The organism is Acidithiobacillus sp. HP-2, assembly GCF_015100155.1.
GTDB lineage: Bacteria > Pseudomonadota > Gammaproteobacteria > Acidithiobacillales > Acidithiobacillaceae > Acidithiobacillus.
In genome coordinates this window covers 1-16693 of the sequence record NZ_JACKZA010000009.1, presented here as the reverse complement: position 1 = coordinate 16693, position 16693 = coordinate 1, and the positions used below count along the sequence as shown (strand labels likewise).

Annotated in this window: 13 protein-coding genes; 8 read left to right on the top strand and 5 right to left on the bottom strand. The window is 51.0% G+C overall.

Annotation, left to right across the window (positions count from 1 at the left end; genetic code table 11):
- Nucleotide 1: 1 nt before the first annotated feature.
- The 6 genes from H7F11_RS08415 to H7F11_RS08390 all read left to right on the top strand — a co-directional run bounded on the left by H7F11_RS08415 (nt 2) and on the right by H7F11_RS08390 (nt 8550).
- Nucleotides 2-1396, top strand: coding sequence for a sigma 54-interacting transcriptional regulator (locus tag H7F11_RS08415; RefSeq protein ID WP_193651557.1), 1395 nt, complete (start codon nt 2-4; stop codon nt 1394-1396).
- An 82-nt stretch (nt 1397-1478) separates the two neighbouring features.
- Nucleotides 1479-2237 (top strand): DUF2968 domain-containing protein, encoded by a 759-nt coding sequence (locus tag H7F11_RS08410; RefSeq protein WP_193651556.1) that lies wholly within the window; start codon nt 1479-1481, stop codon nt 2235-2237.
- Nucleotides 2234-4414 (top strand): peptidase domain-containing ABC transporter, encoded by a 2181-nt coding sequence (locus H7F11_RS08405; protein ID WP_193651555.1) that lies wholly within the window; start codon nt 2234-2236, stop codon nt 4412-4414. The genes H7F11_RS08410 and H7F11_RS08405 overlap by 4 nt, the downstream gene beginning before the upstream one ends.
- A 1-nt stretch (nt 4415) precedes the next feature.
- The gene (locus tag H7F11_RS08400; RefSeq protein ID WP_193651554.1) at nt 4416-5807 is read left to right on the top strand and encodes an HlyD family type I secretion periplasmic adaptor subunit; all 1392 of its coding nucleotides are present in this window, start codon (nt 4416-4418) and stop codon (nt 5805-5807) included.
- Nucleotides 5804-7786, top strand: coding sequence for a TolC family protein (locus tag H7F11_RS08395; protein ID WP_193651553.1), 1983 nt, complete (start codon nt 5804-5806; stop codon nt 7784-7786). Before H7F11_RS08400 ends, H7F11_RS08395 begins: the two co-directional genes overlap by 4 nt.
- On the top strand, nt 7783-8550 hold the full coding sequence (locus tag H7F11_RS08390; protein ID WP_193651552.1) for a hypothetical protein: 768 nt from the start codon (nt 7783-7785) through the stop codon (nt 8548-8550). Before H7F11_RS08395 ends, H7F11_RS08390 begins: the two co-directional genes overlap by 4 nt.
- A gap of 7 nt (nt 8551-8557) precedes the next feature.
- Here H7F11_RS08390 and H7F11_RS08385 read toward each other — a convergent pair whose 3' ends face one another.
- On the bottom strand, nt 8558-9016 hold the full coding sequence (locus tag H7F11_RS08385) for a hypothetical protein (RefSeq protein WP_193651551.1): 459 nt from the start codon (nt 9014-9016) through the stop codon (nt 8558-8560).
- Nucleotides 9017-9104: 88 nt separating this feature from the next.
- Nucleotides 9105-9680, bottom strand: coding sequence for a hypothetical protein (locus tag H7F11_RS08380; RefSeq protein WP_193651550.1), 576 nt, complete (start codon nt 9678-9680; stop codon nt 9105-9107).
- A 323-nt stretch (nt 9681-10003) separates the two neighbouring features.
- Here H7F11_RS08380 and H7F11_RS08375 point away from each other — a divergent pair, with 323 nt between their 5' ends.
- The gene (locus tag H7F11_RS08375) at nt 10004-10966 is read left to right on the top strand and encodes a tetratricopeptide repeat protein (RefSeq protein WP_193651549.1); all 963 of its coding nucleotides are present in this window, start codon (nt 10004-10006) and stop codon (nt 10964-10966) included.
- Nucleotides 10967-11010: 44 nt separating this feature from the next.
- Here the strand turns inward: H7F11_RS08375 and H7F11_RS08370 are convergent, their stop codons facing one another.
- Nucleotides 11011-11577 carry an OmpA family protein gene (locus H7F11_RS08370; protein ID WP_193651548.1) on the bottom strand — a complete coding sequence of 189 codons (567 nt, stop codon included), beginning with the start codon at nt 11575-11577 and terminating at the stop codon, nt 11011-11013.
- 111 nt (nt 11578-11688) lie between these two features.
- Nucleotides 11689-13662, bottom strand: a complete 1974-nt coding sequence (locus H7F11_RS08365; RefSeq protein WP_193651547.1) for a YadA family autotransporter adhesin — start codon at nt 13660-13662, stop codon at nt 11689-11691.
- A gap of 762 nt (nt 13663-14424) precedes the next feature.
- On the opposite strand from H7F11_RS08365, the gene H7F11_RS08360 reads away from it, so the two are divergent.
- Nucleotides 14425-16221, top strand: coding sequence for a tetratricopeptide repeat protein (locus H7F11_RS08360; RefSeq protein WP_193651546.1), 1797 nt, complete (start codon nt 14425-14427; stop codon nt 16219-16221).
- 150 nt (nt 16222-16371) lie between these two features.
- Here the strand turns inward: H7F11_RS08360 and H7F11_RS08355 are convergent.
- Nucleotides 16372-16693 (bottom strand): transposase (locus tag H7F11_RS08355; RefSeq protein ID WP_193658101.1); only part of this gene is annotated, 322 nt, incomplete at its 5' end.

Below are 16693 nucleotides of genomic sequence, written 5' to 3'. Positions count from 1 at the left end.
TATGAATCCTACCCAAATACTGGTTTGGGAAGGTCAGCATGACTTTGCCAAGCGCCTGGAAAGATGCCTGAATCGGGAAAATAGTCCCGAAATATTACGCTATGACGAAGAAGCGGAACATCCTTCCAGTGACGCGCCGATGGAAGCCGAAATTGCCTTCATCAGTACCAGCGCATTGCGTCGCTACGACCGGAATCATCTGGCCTGGGAACGCATTCAGGGTATCCCGGTCATCTGGGTGGGCAGTGGCGACCAAAGTGTCTATACCGCAACATCAGTCAGTGACCGGGTGGTGCTCCCGGCTTATTTCAACTGTGCCAGCCTCGAAGCCGTATTGCGCCACACTTTGCGTAGCTCATCACGCTTCGGAGAAAATACCCAGTCGGGAATCGGGGCTGAGCCCGAAAAACCCCATGTTGAACTCCCCTTGCACAAGGAAGGCTCTTTTCTCTATCAGGCTGCCTGCATGCAACAACTGGTGGCCAACAGCCGGCTTTATGGCGCGCTTTCGGTAAGCGTGCTCATTCGCGGAGGCAGTGGAACCGGCAAGGAACACATTGCCCGGATGGTGGCCGACGCTCATCCAGAATATCGAAATGGTCCATTTGTTGCCGTAAACTGCGCAGCCATACCCGACACTTTGTTTGAATCCATGTTTTTCGGGCACATCAAAGGTTCGTTTACCGGTGCGGTGCGCGACCATACCGGTTATTTCCGCGATGCGCACAAAGGGACCCTGTATCTGGACGAAATTGGCGACCTGCCCTTTTCCCAGCAGGTCAAATTACTCCGTGCCCTCGATGACGGGATGATTCACCCCGTAGGTTCCAGTGAAGCCATCAAGACGGATTTCCGTCTGGTGACCGCTACCAACCGCCCCCTCAACCGCATGATTCAGGAAGGCACCTTTCGCCTCGACTTTTATCACCGTATTGCCGTCGTCGAGCTTTACGTCCCGACCCTGCAGGAACGTGGGCCAGAAGAAAAGCTTTTGCTGTTCAATGCCGCCATGCGCCAGTCTCTGAATCTTTATGCCCAGGAGGTTTGTGAGCTTCCGGATTTGCCTTTATGGTTGAAGGAATGGGTTTTCAGTTATTCCTTTCCAGGCAACGTCCGCGAACTGTACAACAAGGCAGCGCGCATGGCGGCTTATTACCTGGGACATCATCGCTTTGAACAGGCAGAATGTCTGCATCTGCTCTGTACCGAGGCGCTGGAATGCGAAGCGCAGGAACAGGAAGAACTACCCGATTTTTCATCCCGGACGGAAGAACGCAGTCAGGTACTTCAGGCCCTGGAAAAAAATCAGTGGCGCAGATCGGAAACTGCCGATGCTCTGGGTTGGAGCCGCAAGACTTTGTGGCTGAAGATGAAAAAATACGGATTATCTGATTGATGGCAAAAAGGAAGCAACACCGTAAAATCAGCTTTCTGTTTTGACCACACCGCTTTGAAAGACATTAACAAGGAGATAGCACATGCGTATACGAACAAAACAACCGGCCATTCGTATTCTGTCCATGACCATTGGGATACTGGTCGGAATGGGATTAAGCACCGGGGCTTATGCAGATAGCGCCGCCACCACCCCGCAGTCTGACAACCCGGCAGCACTTCCCAGTAGCGCCCCCGCGCAGGCACCCGCATTGACTCAACATGTGCTGAGTCTCATCAAAACGCACCAGCTTGTGGAACTGCGCACCATTTACAACGGTCCTTTTGCAGCCGCCATGTTTTTTAATCCGCAAACCCTCGATTACTCGGTAGTTCTGCTCAAACATCATGATTTCTGGTGGGTGGGCGAAACTGCAGATGGTCACAAAGCCGAACAGCTCTACACCAAACTGGCCACTCAGACCATTCGTCTGGCTGCGCCTGATCTTGCCAAAATCCAGTTGGATGCCCGCATTGCAGTCGCCAAGCGCAGCCTTGCCGCCCAGCAGAAGCGGGAAGAAGAATTGGCCCAACAAATTTCTGCGCAACAGAAAATTGTTCAGGCTGGAACTGCTGCCCAGAGTCAATTACTGCAGGAAGCCGAGGCCCTGGATGCCCAGCGCAAGTCGCTGGAAGAACAGCTCAGCACGACCAACAGTGCGATTGCCGGACTGCAAAGCAAAGCCCAGGCTGGGCCTTCCATGGAAAGCTTTAACAATCAGGTCATACCGCATCAGACGCCCACCCAGCCCTACACGCCTCAGAAGAGCCGAATCCAGATTCGTGCCACCGCGCATCCATGACCGGACAGGATTCAGAACAGGACAATGGGGTACCGGGCAGCCCCGCTGAGTCACCCCGCCCTGCCCAACCCGTTTCCAGTGGCTTGCAATGCCTGGCCATGATTGCAGGTTATTACCAGCGCCCCTGCAATGCGGAGCAGTTGGCCCGGGCATTGGGCATGACAGCACCCATACTGCCTCCAGGCAAAATCATCCTGGCTGCACGGGAAGTCAAACTGGTAGCCAAAGTCGTCCAGTTGCAATGGACAGATCTGGCCCGCCAGCACTATCCGGTCATGGCAGAGCTGAAAGACGGTAATTACATTGTGCTGGGGCGCTTCGAAAACCAGCGCCTGGTTGCCGTCGATCCTACCCGTGGTCAGCTCATTCTCGATCAGGCGACTCTGGAAAAGGCATGGACAGGACGGGTCATTTTTCTGAAGCCGCGTTTTTCATGGGGTGCTGAAAACCAGCGTTTTGGGTTGCGCTGGTTCATACCCATCATTCTGAAATACCGCAAGCCCGTTATCGAAGTCCTGATGGCGGCATTTGTGGTGCAGATGTTCGGGCTGGCCATGCCCTTGTTCGTGCAGTTGGTGATTGATCGGGTGCTGGTCTATCACAGCCTGCCCACCCTGGACATCCTGGCCATCGGCATGTTGCTGGTGATTGCTTTTGAAACCACCCTCAACGTCCTCAAGACGCTGATGATGACCCATACCACCAACCGCATTGATGTCACTCTGGGCGCGCGTCTTTTTGCCCATGTGCTGCGCATTCCCATGCGCTACTTTGAAACCCGTACGGTGGGCTCTACGGTAGCGCGTGTCCGGGAACTGGAAGTTGTGCGGCAATTTCTTACCGGCCCTACCCTCATGTCTTTCATTGACATTTGGTTTATTGGCATTTTCATTATTGTCCTGCTCTTTTACAGCGGATTGCTGACTTTGGTGGTGCTTGCCACCATTCCCTTCATGGTGGGATTATCCCTGGCCATATTCCCCGTCCTGCGCCGGCTGCTCCAGGAAAAGTTTGATCGCAGTGCCGAAAACCAGTCCTTCCTGGTGGAAACCATCACCGGTATCCAGACGGTCAAAGCACTCGCCGTGGAGTCCAAAATCTATCAGCGCTGGGAAGAAAGCCTCTCACGCTACGTCATGGCCTCCTATCGGGTAGATCGTCTGGCTGGTGTAACCAGTGCCTTCACCCAGATGATCCAACGGCTGGGGACCCTGGCAATCCTATGGGTAGGGGTCAAACTGGTGTTGGATGGCGAACTGAGTGTGGGTGAACTGATCGCCTTCCAGATGATCTCCGGTCAGGTCACGGGTCCCATTTTACGTCTCGCCCAGCTCTGGCAACATTTTCAGCAGGTGGGGGTATCCGTGAGTCGCATGGGTGATCTCATGAACACGCCGGCAGAACCGGTAGTGGATATTGGCAAGGCTTCGCCACCCGCACTGCATGGCCGGGTAACTCTCGACAAACTGCGTTTTCGCTATACGGCAGATTCGGAAGAAGTGCTCAAGGGCATCAGTTTTGATATTCCTGCAGGCTCTTTCGTCGGCATCGTCGGCCGCAGCGGTTCGGGCAAAAGTACCCTCGCAAAAATGCTGCAGCGGCTGTATCTGCCGGATTCAGGAACCGTGCTGATTGATGGCATCGACCTTCGCCATGTCGAGCCCAACTGGTTACGGCGACAGATCGGCGTCGTACTCCAGGAAAACTTCCTGTTTTCTGGAACCATTCGAGAAAACATTACCATGGTCTATCCTGAGGCCACTCTGGATCGCGTCATCGCCGCCGCGCAGCTGGCAGGCGCTCATGAATTCATCAGCAAAATGCCGGATGCCTATGACACCAAAGTGGGTGAGCGGGGGGACAGCCTCTCTGGCGGACAGCGGCAGCGCATTGCCATAGCCAGAGCCCTTCTGGGCGATCCGCGCATTCTTATTTTTGATGAGGCAACCAGCGCCCTCGACTATGAGTCGGAACGTATCATCTGGAAAAATCTTCATAAAATCTGCGAAGGGCGCACCGTCTTTATGGCCGCACACCGTCTGGCCTCCATCCGTAGCGCAGACATTATTCTGGTAATGGACGATGGCGAAATTGTCGAACAGGGTGCGCATCAGACCCTGATCGCCCAAAATGGGATCTACGCCTTGCTGGCTCATGACGAAGAAGGAGCAAACTGAAATGGCACGTGCTTTGGGTGGGTTGCGCGGTAGCGTGGCAGAAGCCCGAGAAAAAAACCGTCAGGCTGCCCTGAAAAAACTGGAAAATGAGTTTTTGCCACCCCTGCTGGAAATTCAGGAGCGACCTCCGGCGCCGTGGCAGCACCGCATCCTGTGGACACTGGTTTTTCTTCTGGTGGCTGCCATTCTCTGGTCTTATTTTGGAAAATTGAATATCGTCGCCACAGCCAGTGGTCAATTTGTTCCTGACGGTAGGGTCAAAATGGTTCAGCCTATCACCACTGCCACTGTCGAACATATTTATGTGCACAATGGCGAGCAGGTGCGCAAAGGCCAATTACTGGTCTCTCTCAACCCGACGGTGACTCAGGCCACCCTCCATGCAACCAGACAGGAACTGGCACTACGCGATATTGAAAGGGCGCGCATCCAGGCGCAACTCAGTGGTCATAACAGTCTCACCACTACAGCCAAGATAAACCCCGAATACCTGCAAATGGAAAATGCCCTGCAGGCCGCTCAGGAGGCCGAGTATCGGAGTCACCAGAGTGCAGAACAATCCCGTCTGGCCCAAAATCAGACCGCTCTGGAAGCCGCCAAAAGTCAGGGGGCTTCCCTGCAACAACAAGAAGATTTATTGCATCCGCAAGTCGTGGCAGATGCAGCCCTCGCCAAAATCGGGGCCATACCGGAAATCCAGTATATGGAAGCCCAACAAAAGGAAATCAGTCTGCGTGGGCAAATTACCCAAAACAAGGGCGACATTGCCCGCTATACCCAACGTCAGACCGAACTGGAGCAGGATATTTCCGAAACCCGTGCCAACTATCATGCCACCTTACTGCACAGCCTCGGTGAAAACACCCAATCGGTGATTTCTCTGGAAGCTCAGCAAACCCACGCCAACCGCGAACTGGCCTTGCATGCCTTACGCTCTCCGGTAAACGGCGTGGTGCAAAGTGTGGAGGTACGCAATATTGGTGAGGTGGTGACACCCGCGCAATCCGTGGTCAGCATCGTGCCGAGTGGGACCCCGCTGGTCGTTGAATGCGCCCTGCCTGATAGTCACATGGCCTTCGTTCATGTCGGTCAAAAGGCACGGGTCAAGGTAGCCGCTTATCCTTTTGAACAATATGGAGCCCTGCAGGGAGTAGTTGACAAAATCAGCCCTGATGCCATTTCCCAGCATGGTAGCGACGGCTCCAGCGGGGCATTGTTCTACCGTATCCGTGTTACCGTGGCGCATCCCTCTCTGATGGTGCACGGAAAGGCTGTCAAAATGCGACCTGGCATGTCCGTATCCGTCAACATCAATACCGGGGAACGACGCATCCTGCAATTTTTCCTCAGCCCCCTGTTCCGCGACTGGGACGAAGGGTTGTCAGTGCGATGAAAAATTCTGGTACGGTTTTGCAAGTGGCGGTACAGCTTGCCGTGGTCATGCTCGGTCTGGCGGTAGCCTTACCTGCCAGGGCGCAGTCAGGCGCAGTTGATGACATCAGCAACACCGGGCTGGCTGCAGCCCTCAGTGATGCGCTCCCCGCTTCTCCACAATATTATGGTCATCCGTCCAGGGAACAGGAGCAGGTATTGGCCAGACAACGGCCCGATATCTCCCCTCAGCGGCCATTAAAGGCTAAAAAGCCTCAGACATCGCCTGTAGCGACTCCCAGGTCCACAACAGTGCCGGCTTCAGAGACCCAACCCGTCTCCCCGAAAGCGCCTCACCTGAGCAAAATCCCGACACTCTCACTGAATAGTCCGAAAGCGTCTCAGCGGCCGGCAGTCAGCGAAACTGTGCAGAAAAACAACCAGGTACCAACACCAGCACCGGCACCAGCACCGGCACCGGCACCAGCAAAAATTCCTGCAACGCCGGTGAACGGGCCCAACAAACCGGAGCATAATTCTGTCGTCATTTTTGGGCCACCCTCTGCAATTTCCCAATCAACACCGGTAATGTCGCCGGGAATCACGCCACTACCGAGCCTGGCATCCAGTAGCCTGTCGCAGCCCGACAGACATTCCGGCAGTTCCCTTTATGATCTTGTCCAGACAGCCATCGACCATAATGCCCATATCCGTCTTGCCGCCCAAAACTTGCGTAGCGCGAATGCCGGTTCTTTGCAGGCCATTGGTGATTTTCTCCCGCATCTGAGTTTTCAGGAACAAAGCCAGATGTATGTCAACACCAGCGGCTTACCTTCTGCTTCTTTGGTGGGTTCCAATATCATTGCAACCCAAGGCAGCATTTATTCAAACTATATGAGCATCATGGCTTCCCTCAATCTTTTCGAGGGCGGAAGCGGCATTGAAAATCTCTCTGCCGCACACCAGGGCGTAGTTGTCGCACGCGAACAGATTCTCTATCAGCAAAATAAGGCTGTGCTTGATCTGCTTGTCAACTTTCAGCAAGTTCAGAGCCTGCTGCAACAGGAAGTCATTCTCCGCAAAGCGATCTCCCTGGCAGAAGAAGATCTGTCCCTGAACGAACAAAAATTTCGGCGGGGTAATGAAAGTGTGCTGGATCTCAATAAAGCGCGAGTTCTCTTGCTTCAGTATCAATCCCAAAATGATGACTTACGCAGGCACCTTCTGAAGTCCCAAACCGAACTGGCTGCCCTGCTGGGTCAGCGGGGTGCCTTTGCGCTGGTCCGCGAGGCGGGTCACGAAACCATCCCAATGCCACCTGAGCCGGGGCAAAATGCCAATAACGAGACAGAAGACACAGATATCGTTAATCAGCTGCCTGCTGTTCAAGCCGATCTGGCCAACATGCGCGAGGCACGCCACCATGTAGCATCCGTCCGGGGGAGTTTTTTACCGGATGTGAATCTCCAGGCTGGTTACAACTGGCTGGGTACCTCAAGCGACGGTTTCGGACCCGCTTTCAACAATGTCAATCGCAACAATTACACGGTAGGACTGAGCATCACCCAAAGCCTCGGGCCCTTCACAGGTCATTTGGCCAAATTACATGATGCCGAAGCCAAACTGGAATCTGCCCACATCCAGTACCAGCAAGCCATACTGGAAGGTCATCAACAATTACGCGTGGATCGTGAAGAAATCCAGGAAGGAAACCGGCGGGTACAAGCCCTGCACGAGGAGTATATTTCCACCCAAAAAGATCAACAACTCTTGTCTGCGCTTTATGAACATGGCCGGGTCAGCAAAATGGATGTCCATACCGCCGAATTGCGGACTATGAATGCACAGGCTGCATGGCGGGCTGCGCAGGGCGAATGGGTAGTCGCACAGTGGCTGTTCTATGCCATGTTACATCCTCATAAATTGGTACACATGCTCCTCGAAAAAACCCGGAACGTCGTTCAGGAGTCGGAGAACACTCCTGGAGATCATCCATTATGATGACCATGAAACATCGTCAGTTTTTTTCTGGAGAAGCCTTGACCTGGTGGCTGTTAGGCGCCACGTTTATCGTGTTGGCCGTTGTCGCTATGGTCTTTGAAATCATGAACCACGAACGCACCCGGACTGCGGCCGCGCCCTACACTTTTCATATGGTTCCCCTCCCCAAGGCAAGCCGGTCAGCGACTCCTCCTCATCCCCATCAGGACAGGCAATTAGCCGCTCCACGGCCTCATGCAAAAGAAGCCAAAGCACCAGTCAATGCATCCCTGCATCAAAGGGAATCTTCATTTCCCCTTTCCGCAAAGAGAGAGAAAAACCCTGTATCACCACCGCATACGCAATTCAGCATACTGACATCCCGCCAGCGAGCACGCCTGATAAGCCACTACGTAACCTACTGGATAGAACATGTTGAGCAAAGGGCTTCGGGTCAACTACTGAATCAGAATTCAGGAAAAATCAAGCTACGAGTAACCGTGGTATCCAGCGGCAACCTGGCAGGTCTGGCCCTGCTACACTCCACTTTGCCTGGCACAGAGTCGTCCCGCGCCGTCGAATTAATCCGCGCTGCTTCACCTTATGCACCATTTCCGGGAAGTCTGGCGCGGGAAGCCAACAAACTGATCATCAATTGCACGATGCAATTCATGGATGGCACACAGACCACTCCGGCCAGTCAAGCGAAGCCGGACCATTTAATAACGCACAATGCGGGATTAGGAGAGAATCTCTCCCAGGCTTTACTGGGAGGAGGTTCTTGAGAAATGCCTAATAAAACAAATATCCACCAATATCTGTAACCAATGGACTGGAAGACAGACTTTTCACACCATCGGCAATGCCCGTGGCGACATTGGCAGGCATGGTACTCGCAAAATTTGAAAGCGCCATTCCAGCCTGATTACCATCAGAAATCAAAGTGTTTTCAAGATTGGAAATGCTTATAGAGCTGCTACCATCCAGCAGTCCCGGAAAGGCATTTTCCGCTCCCAGAATTCCTCCAGTAAGCAGAGAAGTGGTTTTCGTGATGGTGCTTGTCAATTCTCCGCTGGCATAACCCAGGCCTTCGCTGGCAAGGGTGGCGGCATCCGTAACTGACTGACTGACCGCCTGATTCATTTCGGCACCAACAGTGCCGACTGTTTGCAAAGAAGGGGTTGAACTGGCAGAACCGCCTAGACCCAGCGCCGATAGCAATCCGGACAACAAACTTCCTAGTGTACCCATATGGAACTCCTGCTGTTTTTGACTACATACAATAACGGCGCGGATAAACCGCGCCGTTGTAGTTCTGAACGGAGTGACAGGCTCTAAATTAGAGCAGTCCGCCCAAAAGACCGGAGGAGGACGATCCGACCACCGTGGCATTGCTCAGAACGTTGCTCAGACCCGTAGCGGTAAGCGTAGAAGCGCCCAAAGAGCCGACAATGGAAGCTGTGGCAGCAGGGATGCTGGTAGCCATGTTAGCCATCGCATTACCCACGCCAGTACCCACGCCCGTCAGCATACCGCTGATTCCGCCACCAACCCCGGCAGCCAGAGGGCCGGCAACATATTGGGTATAATCAGCGGTAATAGTAGAACCAACCGCCTTGTCCAGTGAAGCCACTGTGGATGCACTGTCTGACAGAAAGGATTTGCTCAGGGCGCTTGCACCGTTAACTGCCAAACTCAAAGTGCCTTGTGCAGCCGTCGTGATGTCATTTGTCATGTCTGCTGCAAGCGTTGCAGCATCAGTAGTAACTGCCTTGTCGAGGGTGGTGGTCGCGGTAACCCCATCATTCATCAGGGTGCTGACATCACTGGCAGTGATGCCACTCGAGCCGCCCAGAAGGCCACCAAGTAATCCAGTCACGCTGTTGAGAAGTCCACCTACATTTAAACCTGCCATAACTTTACTCCTTAAAATAGATGAGTACATAAAGGATGAAATGCTTTATTTTTTATGCCGCAAAAATACATATCATTCCGGCGATATGATGCTAGCAAATCATGTGCCACGTTTAAAACACTGTAACTCATTGTTTACCAAATTTACCGAATCTTTTATGTTACTTTTTATATCTCACAGGTAATCATCTTGGTGCCACATACAACACAATCCAGACAGTTTTACCCGTCTAATTTTTCTGACATCATAGAGCGTAATGCAATCCACCCTGCTCGCTCACCTTATAATTGTAATATAATCATTTAATTATAAAGGAATACTCCATGCATACGCTCTATTCCAGCCCAACCAGGAAAATTTATCGACAGCACCATATAGCCCTGCTTGGGCTGTTAATCGCCTACCCTGCATTATCCTGCGCTGCTGCAGTTTTGCCTCCGCCCGACCTGAATTCAGTCAATCCCCCCGACAAACAAAACCCGCATGCCATGAATGCAAAAGCACGTGCCGAATATTGGCAAGGGGTTTACTGGACACACATGCACCATCCTCGTCGTGCTGCACAGGCCTGGTTAGCATCCGCAAACCTGGGAGACCCAGAAGCCCAATTTAATCTTGGAGATGCCTATTATTTTGCTACTGGTGTTCCTAAAGACCTTAAATTAGCCGCCTATTGGTGGCACCATTCTGCTCAGGCCGGAAATGCCCAGGCGCAGAACAACCTGGGTTACGCCTACGCACATGGGGAAGGAGTTACCGAAAATCCTCAGAAGGCGGTTTATTGGTGGACAAAATCAGCCGGGCAGGGAGATGCCTACGCCGAGCTGTTATTGGGTCTGGCCAATTATTATGGCCGGGGAGTTTCTGAAAATCATGAAAATGCCAACACCTGGTTTATTCGCAGCGCCCACCAGAACAATCCCATTGCCGAATTGGCTTTGGCCCGGGATTACGCTCAGGGTTATGGCACAGCAAAAAACTACTCACAAGCATTTCACTGGTTTTTAAAAGCGGCAGAACAAGGCAACACAACCGCACAGCTCAGCGTGGGTGCCAGCTATTATGAAGGTCAAGGAATCGAAAAGGACATCCTGAAAGCGATTTCCTGGTGGAAGAAAGCGGCAGCCAATGGTAGCCCCAAAGCTGAACTGCTTTTAGGCGTCGCTTACCAGGATAACCCGGACATCAAAAACAGAACGCAATCGTTACAGTGGCTGAATAAAGCGAAATCCGGCGGTGGCAAGATCGCGGTGGTCGCCGAACAATTGATTAAAAAATATCAGTGAGTTGTAGGCTGCCCATTGCCGGTTATGGCAACGGGCAATGCGAATCAGGGCTGCTGCTTCACTATTTTTTTAACCTGAATAGTGGAGTCGATGACTACACGCTGATTCAGGAACCGGCCCTGGCGAGTTGCATTACTGGCAACAGGATCCATCCAGGAATAACCCTTGGTAATAATTCTGTAGTCTGGAACACCCTGCAAAGTCAGATAACCAGCGACCGAGTTAGCGCGCTTTTTAGACAATTTGAGATTGTAGGCAAATGAACCTGTCTTGCTGGCATACCCTTTGACCAGCAATACGGCGCTAGGATGAAGTCTGGCAAAGCGTGCAGCACGATCAAGCACATAAACATCACTTCCAATCAGTTTTGATGAGTTGGTATTGAAATTCACGCCACGTATCGTAATGGGTTTACTCTGCAAAATAGTCTGCTCGATCGGCGCAATGACTTTTGCTGGCGGTGGTGGCGGAGGCGGTGCAGGTTGCACCTTTACCGGTTTTGGTTTGGCAAAACAAGACAAATTGCAGCTATGATAATGAACAGGTGCGCAGGCGGTCAGGGTTAAACTGCCAGCCGCCAAGGCAATAAACGAAAATCTTAATTTTTCCATAGTAACTCATCCTGGTCTAAATGATGCTTGATGGAGCGAGAAATTCCTTTCAGGAACCCAAGCCGAGCGCGGGTTCCTGCCTAAGATTTAGGAATGTTTTACGCTACCCAATTACCAAGAATAGGAACCACCGGCACCAACTGCGGTATTATTTCCAGACCCGTTACTACCGACCGTAATCTGACCAGTCCAATTGCAGTTGAACCTGTGCTGGTAGGTGAATGCAAAAGCACTTTGACCGTTGTAGTTACCGTATCCACCGGCCACCGTATTGGGACCCTGACCAGCAGCAGCAGCAGCAGCAGCATTAAGAGAAGCCGCATTGACCGAACCGACCTGATCGGCATAGTGCTGAGCTTGCCCTACCGCAGATGCCATGGCGCCCTGAACCTGCCCATAGGTTGCCGCATCATTGGGTGCGGTTCCCGGGGCCACATTTGTGATTTGCCGTTGTAACCCAGTTGCCGCATCACCCACCGAAACCGTGTTTGCTCGGTTGGCCACTGAACCTTGCCCCAAGGCGACCGAATTGGTGCCGTTAGCGGTAGAATTGGCACCAATTGCTGTGGAATTGGTGCCCATGGCACCTGCATCGTTACCAATAGCCGTTGCCGGATCCGCATTCGCTACAGCTCCCGCACCAATTGCCACCGCACCGGAATAATTGGCTTCTGCTCCAGTACCTATCGCAATGCTGTTATCACCAGATGTAGCCGCATCTTTTCCTGCTGCAAAATCATTAACACCTGTTGACGGCTTAGCATTATTACTGGTTAGGTTACCACTGGAGTCAATGGTAAATACACCAATTCCCTTTTGGTTAAGGATGTTGCTGATATGGCTAATGTTGGTGGTGTTACTAGCAATGTTGGTGGTGTTGGCATTATTCAGATTGCTCAGATTGCTGATGTTACTGACATCCGTGGTCTGCTGATTTTTGATGTTGCTGATATTGCTGGTGTTACTGGCAATATTGGTGGTGTTGGCATGATTCAGATTGCTGAGGTTGCTTATATTGCTGGTGTTGCTGGCAATATTGGTGGTGTTGGTATGATTCAGATTGCTCAGATTGCTGATGTTACTGACATCCGTGGTCTGCTGCTTGTTCAGATTGCTTATATTGCTGGTGTTACTGGCAATGTTGGTGGTATTGCTATGATTCAGATTGCTCAGATTGCTGATGTTACTGACATCCGTGGTCTGCTGATTTTTGATGTTGCTGATATTGCTGGTGTTACTGGCAATATTGGTGGTGTTGGCATGATTCAGATTGCTGAGGTTGCTTATATTGCTGGTGTTGCTGGCAATGTTGGTGGTGTTGGTATGATTCAGATTGCTCAGATTGCTGATGTTACTGACATCCGTGGTCTGCTGCGCCTGGATTTTGGATATATTAACAGGAGAAAGTTGAGATAGTTGGCTACTCAGATTACTGATGTTGCTAACATCGGTAGTCTGCTGATTTTTGATGTTGCTTATATCGCTGGTGTTGCTGGCAATATTGGTGGTGTTGGTCTGATGCAGGTTACTCAGATTGCTGATGTTACTAACATCGGTCGCCTGCTGCGCCTTGATTGCAGATAGGTTGGCAGACACAGAGGTAATATTTGAAATTGTATTACTCAAGTGACTGATGTTGCTAGTATTTGAACTCACCTGCTGATTAGTAGCATAGAGCTGGCTACCGTTGACAGCATCGGTGCTAGTTGAACTCAAGGTTCCCGGAGCAACATTAATAATTTGGCGTTGTTGAGAAGTAGACCCGACGGAAACGACATTGTTTTGACCACCATCGCTACTGCCGTTACCTAAAGCTACGGAATTTGTTCCTGTCGAAGTTGCATTATCCCCAATGGCAGTATCGTTTGTCCCTGCGGAGGAACCCAGCCCACTGGCTATGTTGCCATCGCTTCCCTGCGCGGTTACGGCAGATCCCAAGCCCAGTGTCTGAGTCAAAGAGGCTACCAATCCTCCACCGCCATAGACGGTTCCAGCGTATGCCGGGGCATTTACGCCGCCCATGACAGCAAACGTGCTCACAACGGCCACGGTTAGAATTTTCTGATTGAATGAAATGCGTTGCATAACTATCCGTCCTTGAGACAATTTATTAGTGGATTCTCGACGCTATCAGCAAGATACATGCCAGAAGAGAAGCCTATTCAGGCAAACATGTTCAAATGATTTCTAATCGATTGAACGAATGGCTATAACCCATAAATACAACAACAAGTTAAACCCATTGACTCAAGACGCCCACCAGATGCATGATTACTTTAAAATTAACCAAATGTCACACGATGTTATAAAAAAATACATTTTTCCACCCAATAAGAATGATGAAGAGAGAATTTCTTAGCGAACCCGACACGCAGCCATTTTATAGATGGTTATTTATAGGTAACACATATTTTCCACGGCGTAACACATAAATAAACATTATCTAAGCTGTTATAAAATATCAAACGAGACAAAAACGGGTTTCAGATCAATTTTAAACTGCCGGGCGAACTGGCATACATGTATAGTATTTACTCAAAAATCCTCAAAATCGAGCGTACCGGCTTGACATTACAGGAAGGTCAGGTGATATTGCTTGGTAGATTGTATTTCCTTGCAGGTTCTGACAAATAAACTCATATTTTGTCCATGTCCATACTACCCAATAATTGGCTTCTGCTTTTCCATTATCGACAAACTCTGCGCGAATTGCTTTCTCTGCTTTTGCGTTTTGGGACTTGTGGCGACAAATCACAACGCGCCGAATTGGCAAGATCCATCCGCTTAAATCGACGAAAACTGCAAGACCTCCGGGCCGTTGACACCACAATTGTCCAATCCGTTGATATGCTTGAATTGTGGCAAGACACTCTCTTTGATCTGGGCCTGGAGGGGTGGAAATCTTACCAATACCAGAATCTGGAAAAGTTTCCCTGGACGCTGGAGCAAGTACAGTCAGAATGGTTACCACAGTGGGATCTCGTCCAGGAAGTCGTCGGTGAGGCAATATTGCTCCCAGACCTAGCAGTTGTCTCTGAAAACGAGGCCTTCTTGCGTACTTTTATTCAAGACAACCCTGAACATGCCCAGGCTTATGGCAATCTCGGGGTGAGTCTAATGGAACGTGATGATGAAGTTGCCTCAGAAAGAATTTTCCGACACGCCCTTGAAATTGATCCAGATCACTCTGACACGCTTCTTAATTTCGCCGTATTACTGACCAGACAAAAACACCTGAATGAAGCGGAGCAATTGCTAAAACATGCTTTAGTGGTGCGCCCCGATTATTTGCATGCCTACTGTAATCTGGGTTTTGTCCTCTCAGAACAGAAACGTTACGCAGAAGCCGAAGAAGTTTTAAACAAAGCCCTTGATTTACAACCAGAGTCTCTGATGGCGCTGGTGAATATTACCGTTCCATTGTTTGCACGTAAGGCCTATGACAAAGCAGAAAAAATACTGCGGGAGATACTGCGGCAGGATCCTGATCACCGGGGTGCTGCGCTCAATCTGGTTGCCTGCCTGTATGCTTTGGGCCAAAAAGACGCCGGTGAAATAAAGTTACGTGAAACTATCGAAAGATTTCCTGATTTCAGCGACGCGATGGTGAAATTGGCTCTGGTCCTTGCTGAGCGCGATATCGTGGAGGAAGCCTATTCCTTGTTTCAGCGCGCTTACGAGGTTTCTGCAGGCGATCCGACCACCGGCTTTGATTTTGGTCTTTTTGCCCTATCACTTGGGCGCTATGAAGAGGGATTCCAACTTTATGAGCTCCGATTTGCAGCAAAGGAAAACTGTAACCCCATCCGTTTTCCTGAGCACGAGCGTTGGGATGGGAATGCGCTCCAGGGTAAACGCATTCTGATCCATGCGGAACAAGGCATAGGTGATTTGATTCAAACGGTGCGCTACGTTACAGAATTAAAAAGACGGGGCGGACGGGTGCTTCTGGAAACCCGGGAACCTCTGCTCCGCCTATTTTCGCGCCTGGAGGATGTGGAGGAAGTGTTTCTGGAAAATACCGACATCCCAACATTTGATGTCTTTGCACCCATCATGAGTCTGCCACATCTCTGTGGTACTACCGTCGCCACCATTCCCAATCAGTTTCCATACCTGACCGTAGATCCTCAGTGGATTGCCAAATGGGCTCCCAGCTTGCCCCAGAAAGGACTGCGCGTCGGGGTAGTCTGGGCCTGTAATCCACTCGCTCGCAATGGTCAGGACCGCTCCCTAGCACTCAGCAAACTGGCCCCCCTGGCAGAAATTGATGGTTTGCACTTGATTTCTTTACAGAAAGGTGAGGCAGCGGAAGCACAAATCGGGGAGGTGGATTTTCCCCTTCTGCCACTCGGTACTGAAATAGGGGATTTTGCCGATACCGCCGCAATCATCAGCCAGCTTGATCTCGTGCTCACCGTCGATACTGCCGTTGCACATCTGTCGGGGGCTCTGAACGTACCTACCTGGGTAATGCTATCACATGATGGCGATTGGCGTTGGTTACGAAAGCGCAGCGATAGCCCCTGGTATCCAAGTGTGCGCCTGTTTCGCCAGCCAGCCCCTGGAGACTGGAATGGGCTGATAAGCGAAGTGTTAAGCGCATTTCGAGTTCTTATTATGGCACAATTAGTGAACACCTAATTTTCACTATTGCAGCAATATTTTTCTTGATTCAACAGTACCACTTAAACATCGCGCCAATTAAGTAACTCAATGTAAATTTATAAGTAACGTTATTTTCAGTATGCGTTACCTTTTAAGAAACGTTATTTATTTTGGTTCCTCGTCATTTCAAGTGGGTAGCCTGAGATCCAGCTTGCCCAGGATCAGGTAGGCCATGTTGATAAAGTTCTTGTGCGTGCGGTAACCCCGAGCCTTGGCCTTGGCGGATTGAATGAGGCTGTTGAAACCTTCCAGAATTCCATTGGTGATCTGGCTCTCGAACCATCGGAGCACGCCATCCCAGTGATTCATGATGGTGTAGGCGACCCTGACGATAGGCGGCAGATCGCTGGTTCTGGCGTTTTCCAACCAGGCTTTCAAGAGGGTAGCCCCCTGGTGGCGATTCTTGATCGTGAAGATGTCCTGAAAGGTCAGGCGGAACTGGTAGGCC

Coding starts and splice junctions, on each gene's coding strand:
- H7F11_RS08405 (WP_193651555.1), top strand. CDS start 2,234: ATGACCGGACAGGATTCAGAACAGGACAATGGGGTACCGGGCAGCCCC.
- H7F11_RS08380 (WP_193651550.1), bottom strand. CDS start 9,680: ATGGCAGGTTTAAATGTAGGTGGACTTCTCAACAGCGTGACTGGATTA.
- H7F11_RS08370 (WP_193651548.1), bottom strand. CDS start 11,577: ATGGAAAAATTAAGATTTTCGTTTATTGCCTTGGCGGCTGGCAGTTTA.
- H7F11_RS08365 (WP_193651547.1), bottom strand. CDS start 13,662: ATGCAACGCATTTCATTCAATCAGAAAATTCTAACCGTGGCCGTTGTG.
- H7F11_RS08390 (WP_193651552.1), top strand. CDS start 7,783: ATGATGACCATGAAACATCGTCAGTTTTTTTCTGGAGAAGCCTTGACC.
- H7F11_RS08375 (WP_193651549.1), top strand. CDS start 10,004: ATGCATACGCTCTATTCCAGCCCAACCAGGAAAATTTATCGACAGCAC.
- H7F11_RS08360 (WP_193651546.1), top strand. CDS start 14,425: ATGCTTGAATTGTGGCAAGACACTCTCTTTGATCTGGGCCTGGAGGGG.
- H7F11_RS08410 (WP_193651556.1), top strand. CDS start 1,479: ATGCGTATACGAACAAAACAACCGGCCATTCGTATTCTGTCCATGACC.
- H7F11_RS08415 (WP_193651557.1), top strand. CDS start 2: ATGAATCCTACCCAAATACTGGTTTGGGAAGGTCAGCATGACTTTGCC.
- H7F11_RS08395 (WP_193651553.1), top strand. CDS start 5,804: ATGAAAAATTCTGGTACGGTTTTGCAAGTGGCGGTACAGCTTGCCGTG.
- H7F11_RS08385 (WP_193651551.1), bottom strand. CDS start 9,016: ATGGGTACACTAGGAAGTTTGTTGTCCGGATTGCTATCGGCGCTGGGT.
- H7F11_RS08400 (WP_193651554.1), top strand. CDS start 4,416: ATGGCACGTGCTTTGGGTGGGTTGCGCGGTAGCGTGGCAGAAGCCCGA.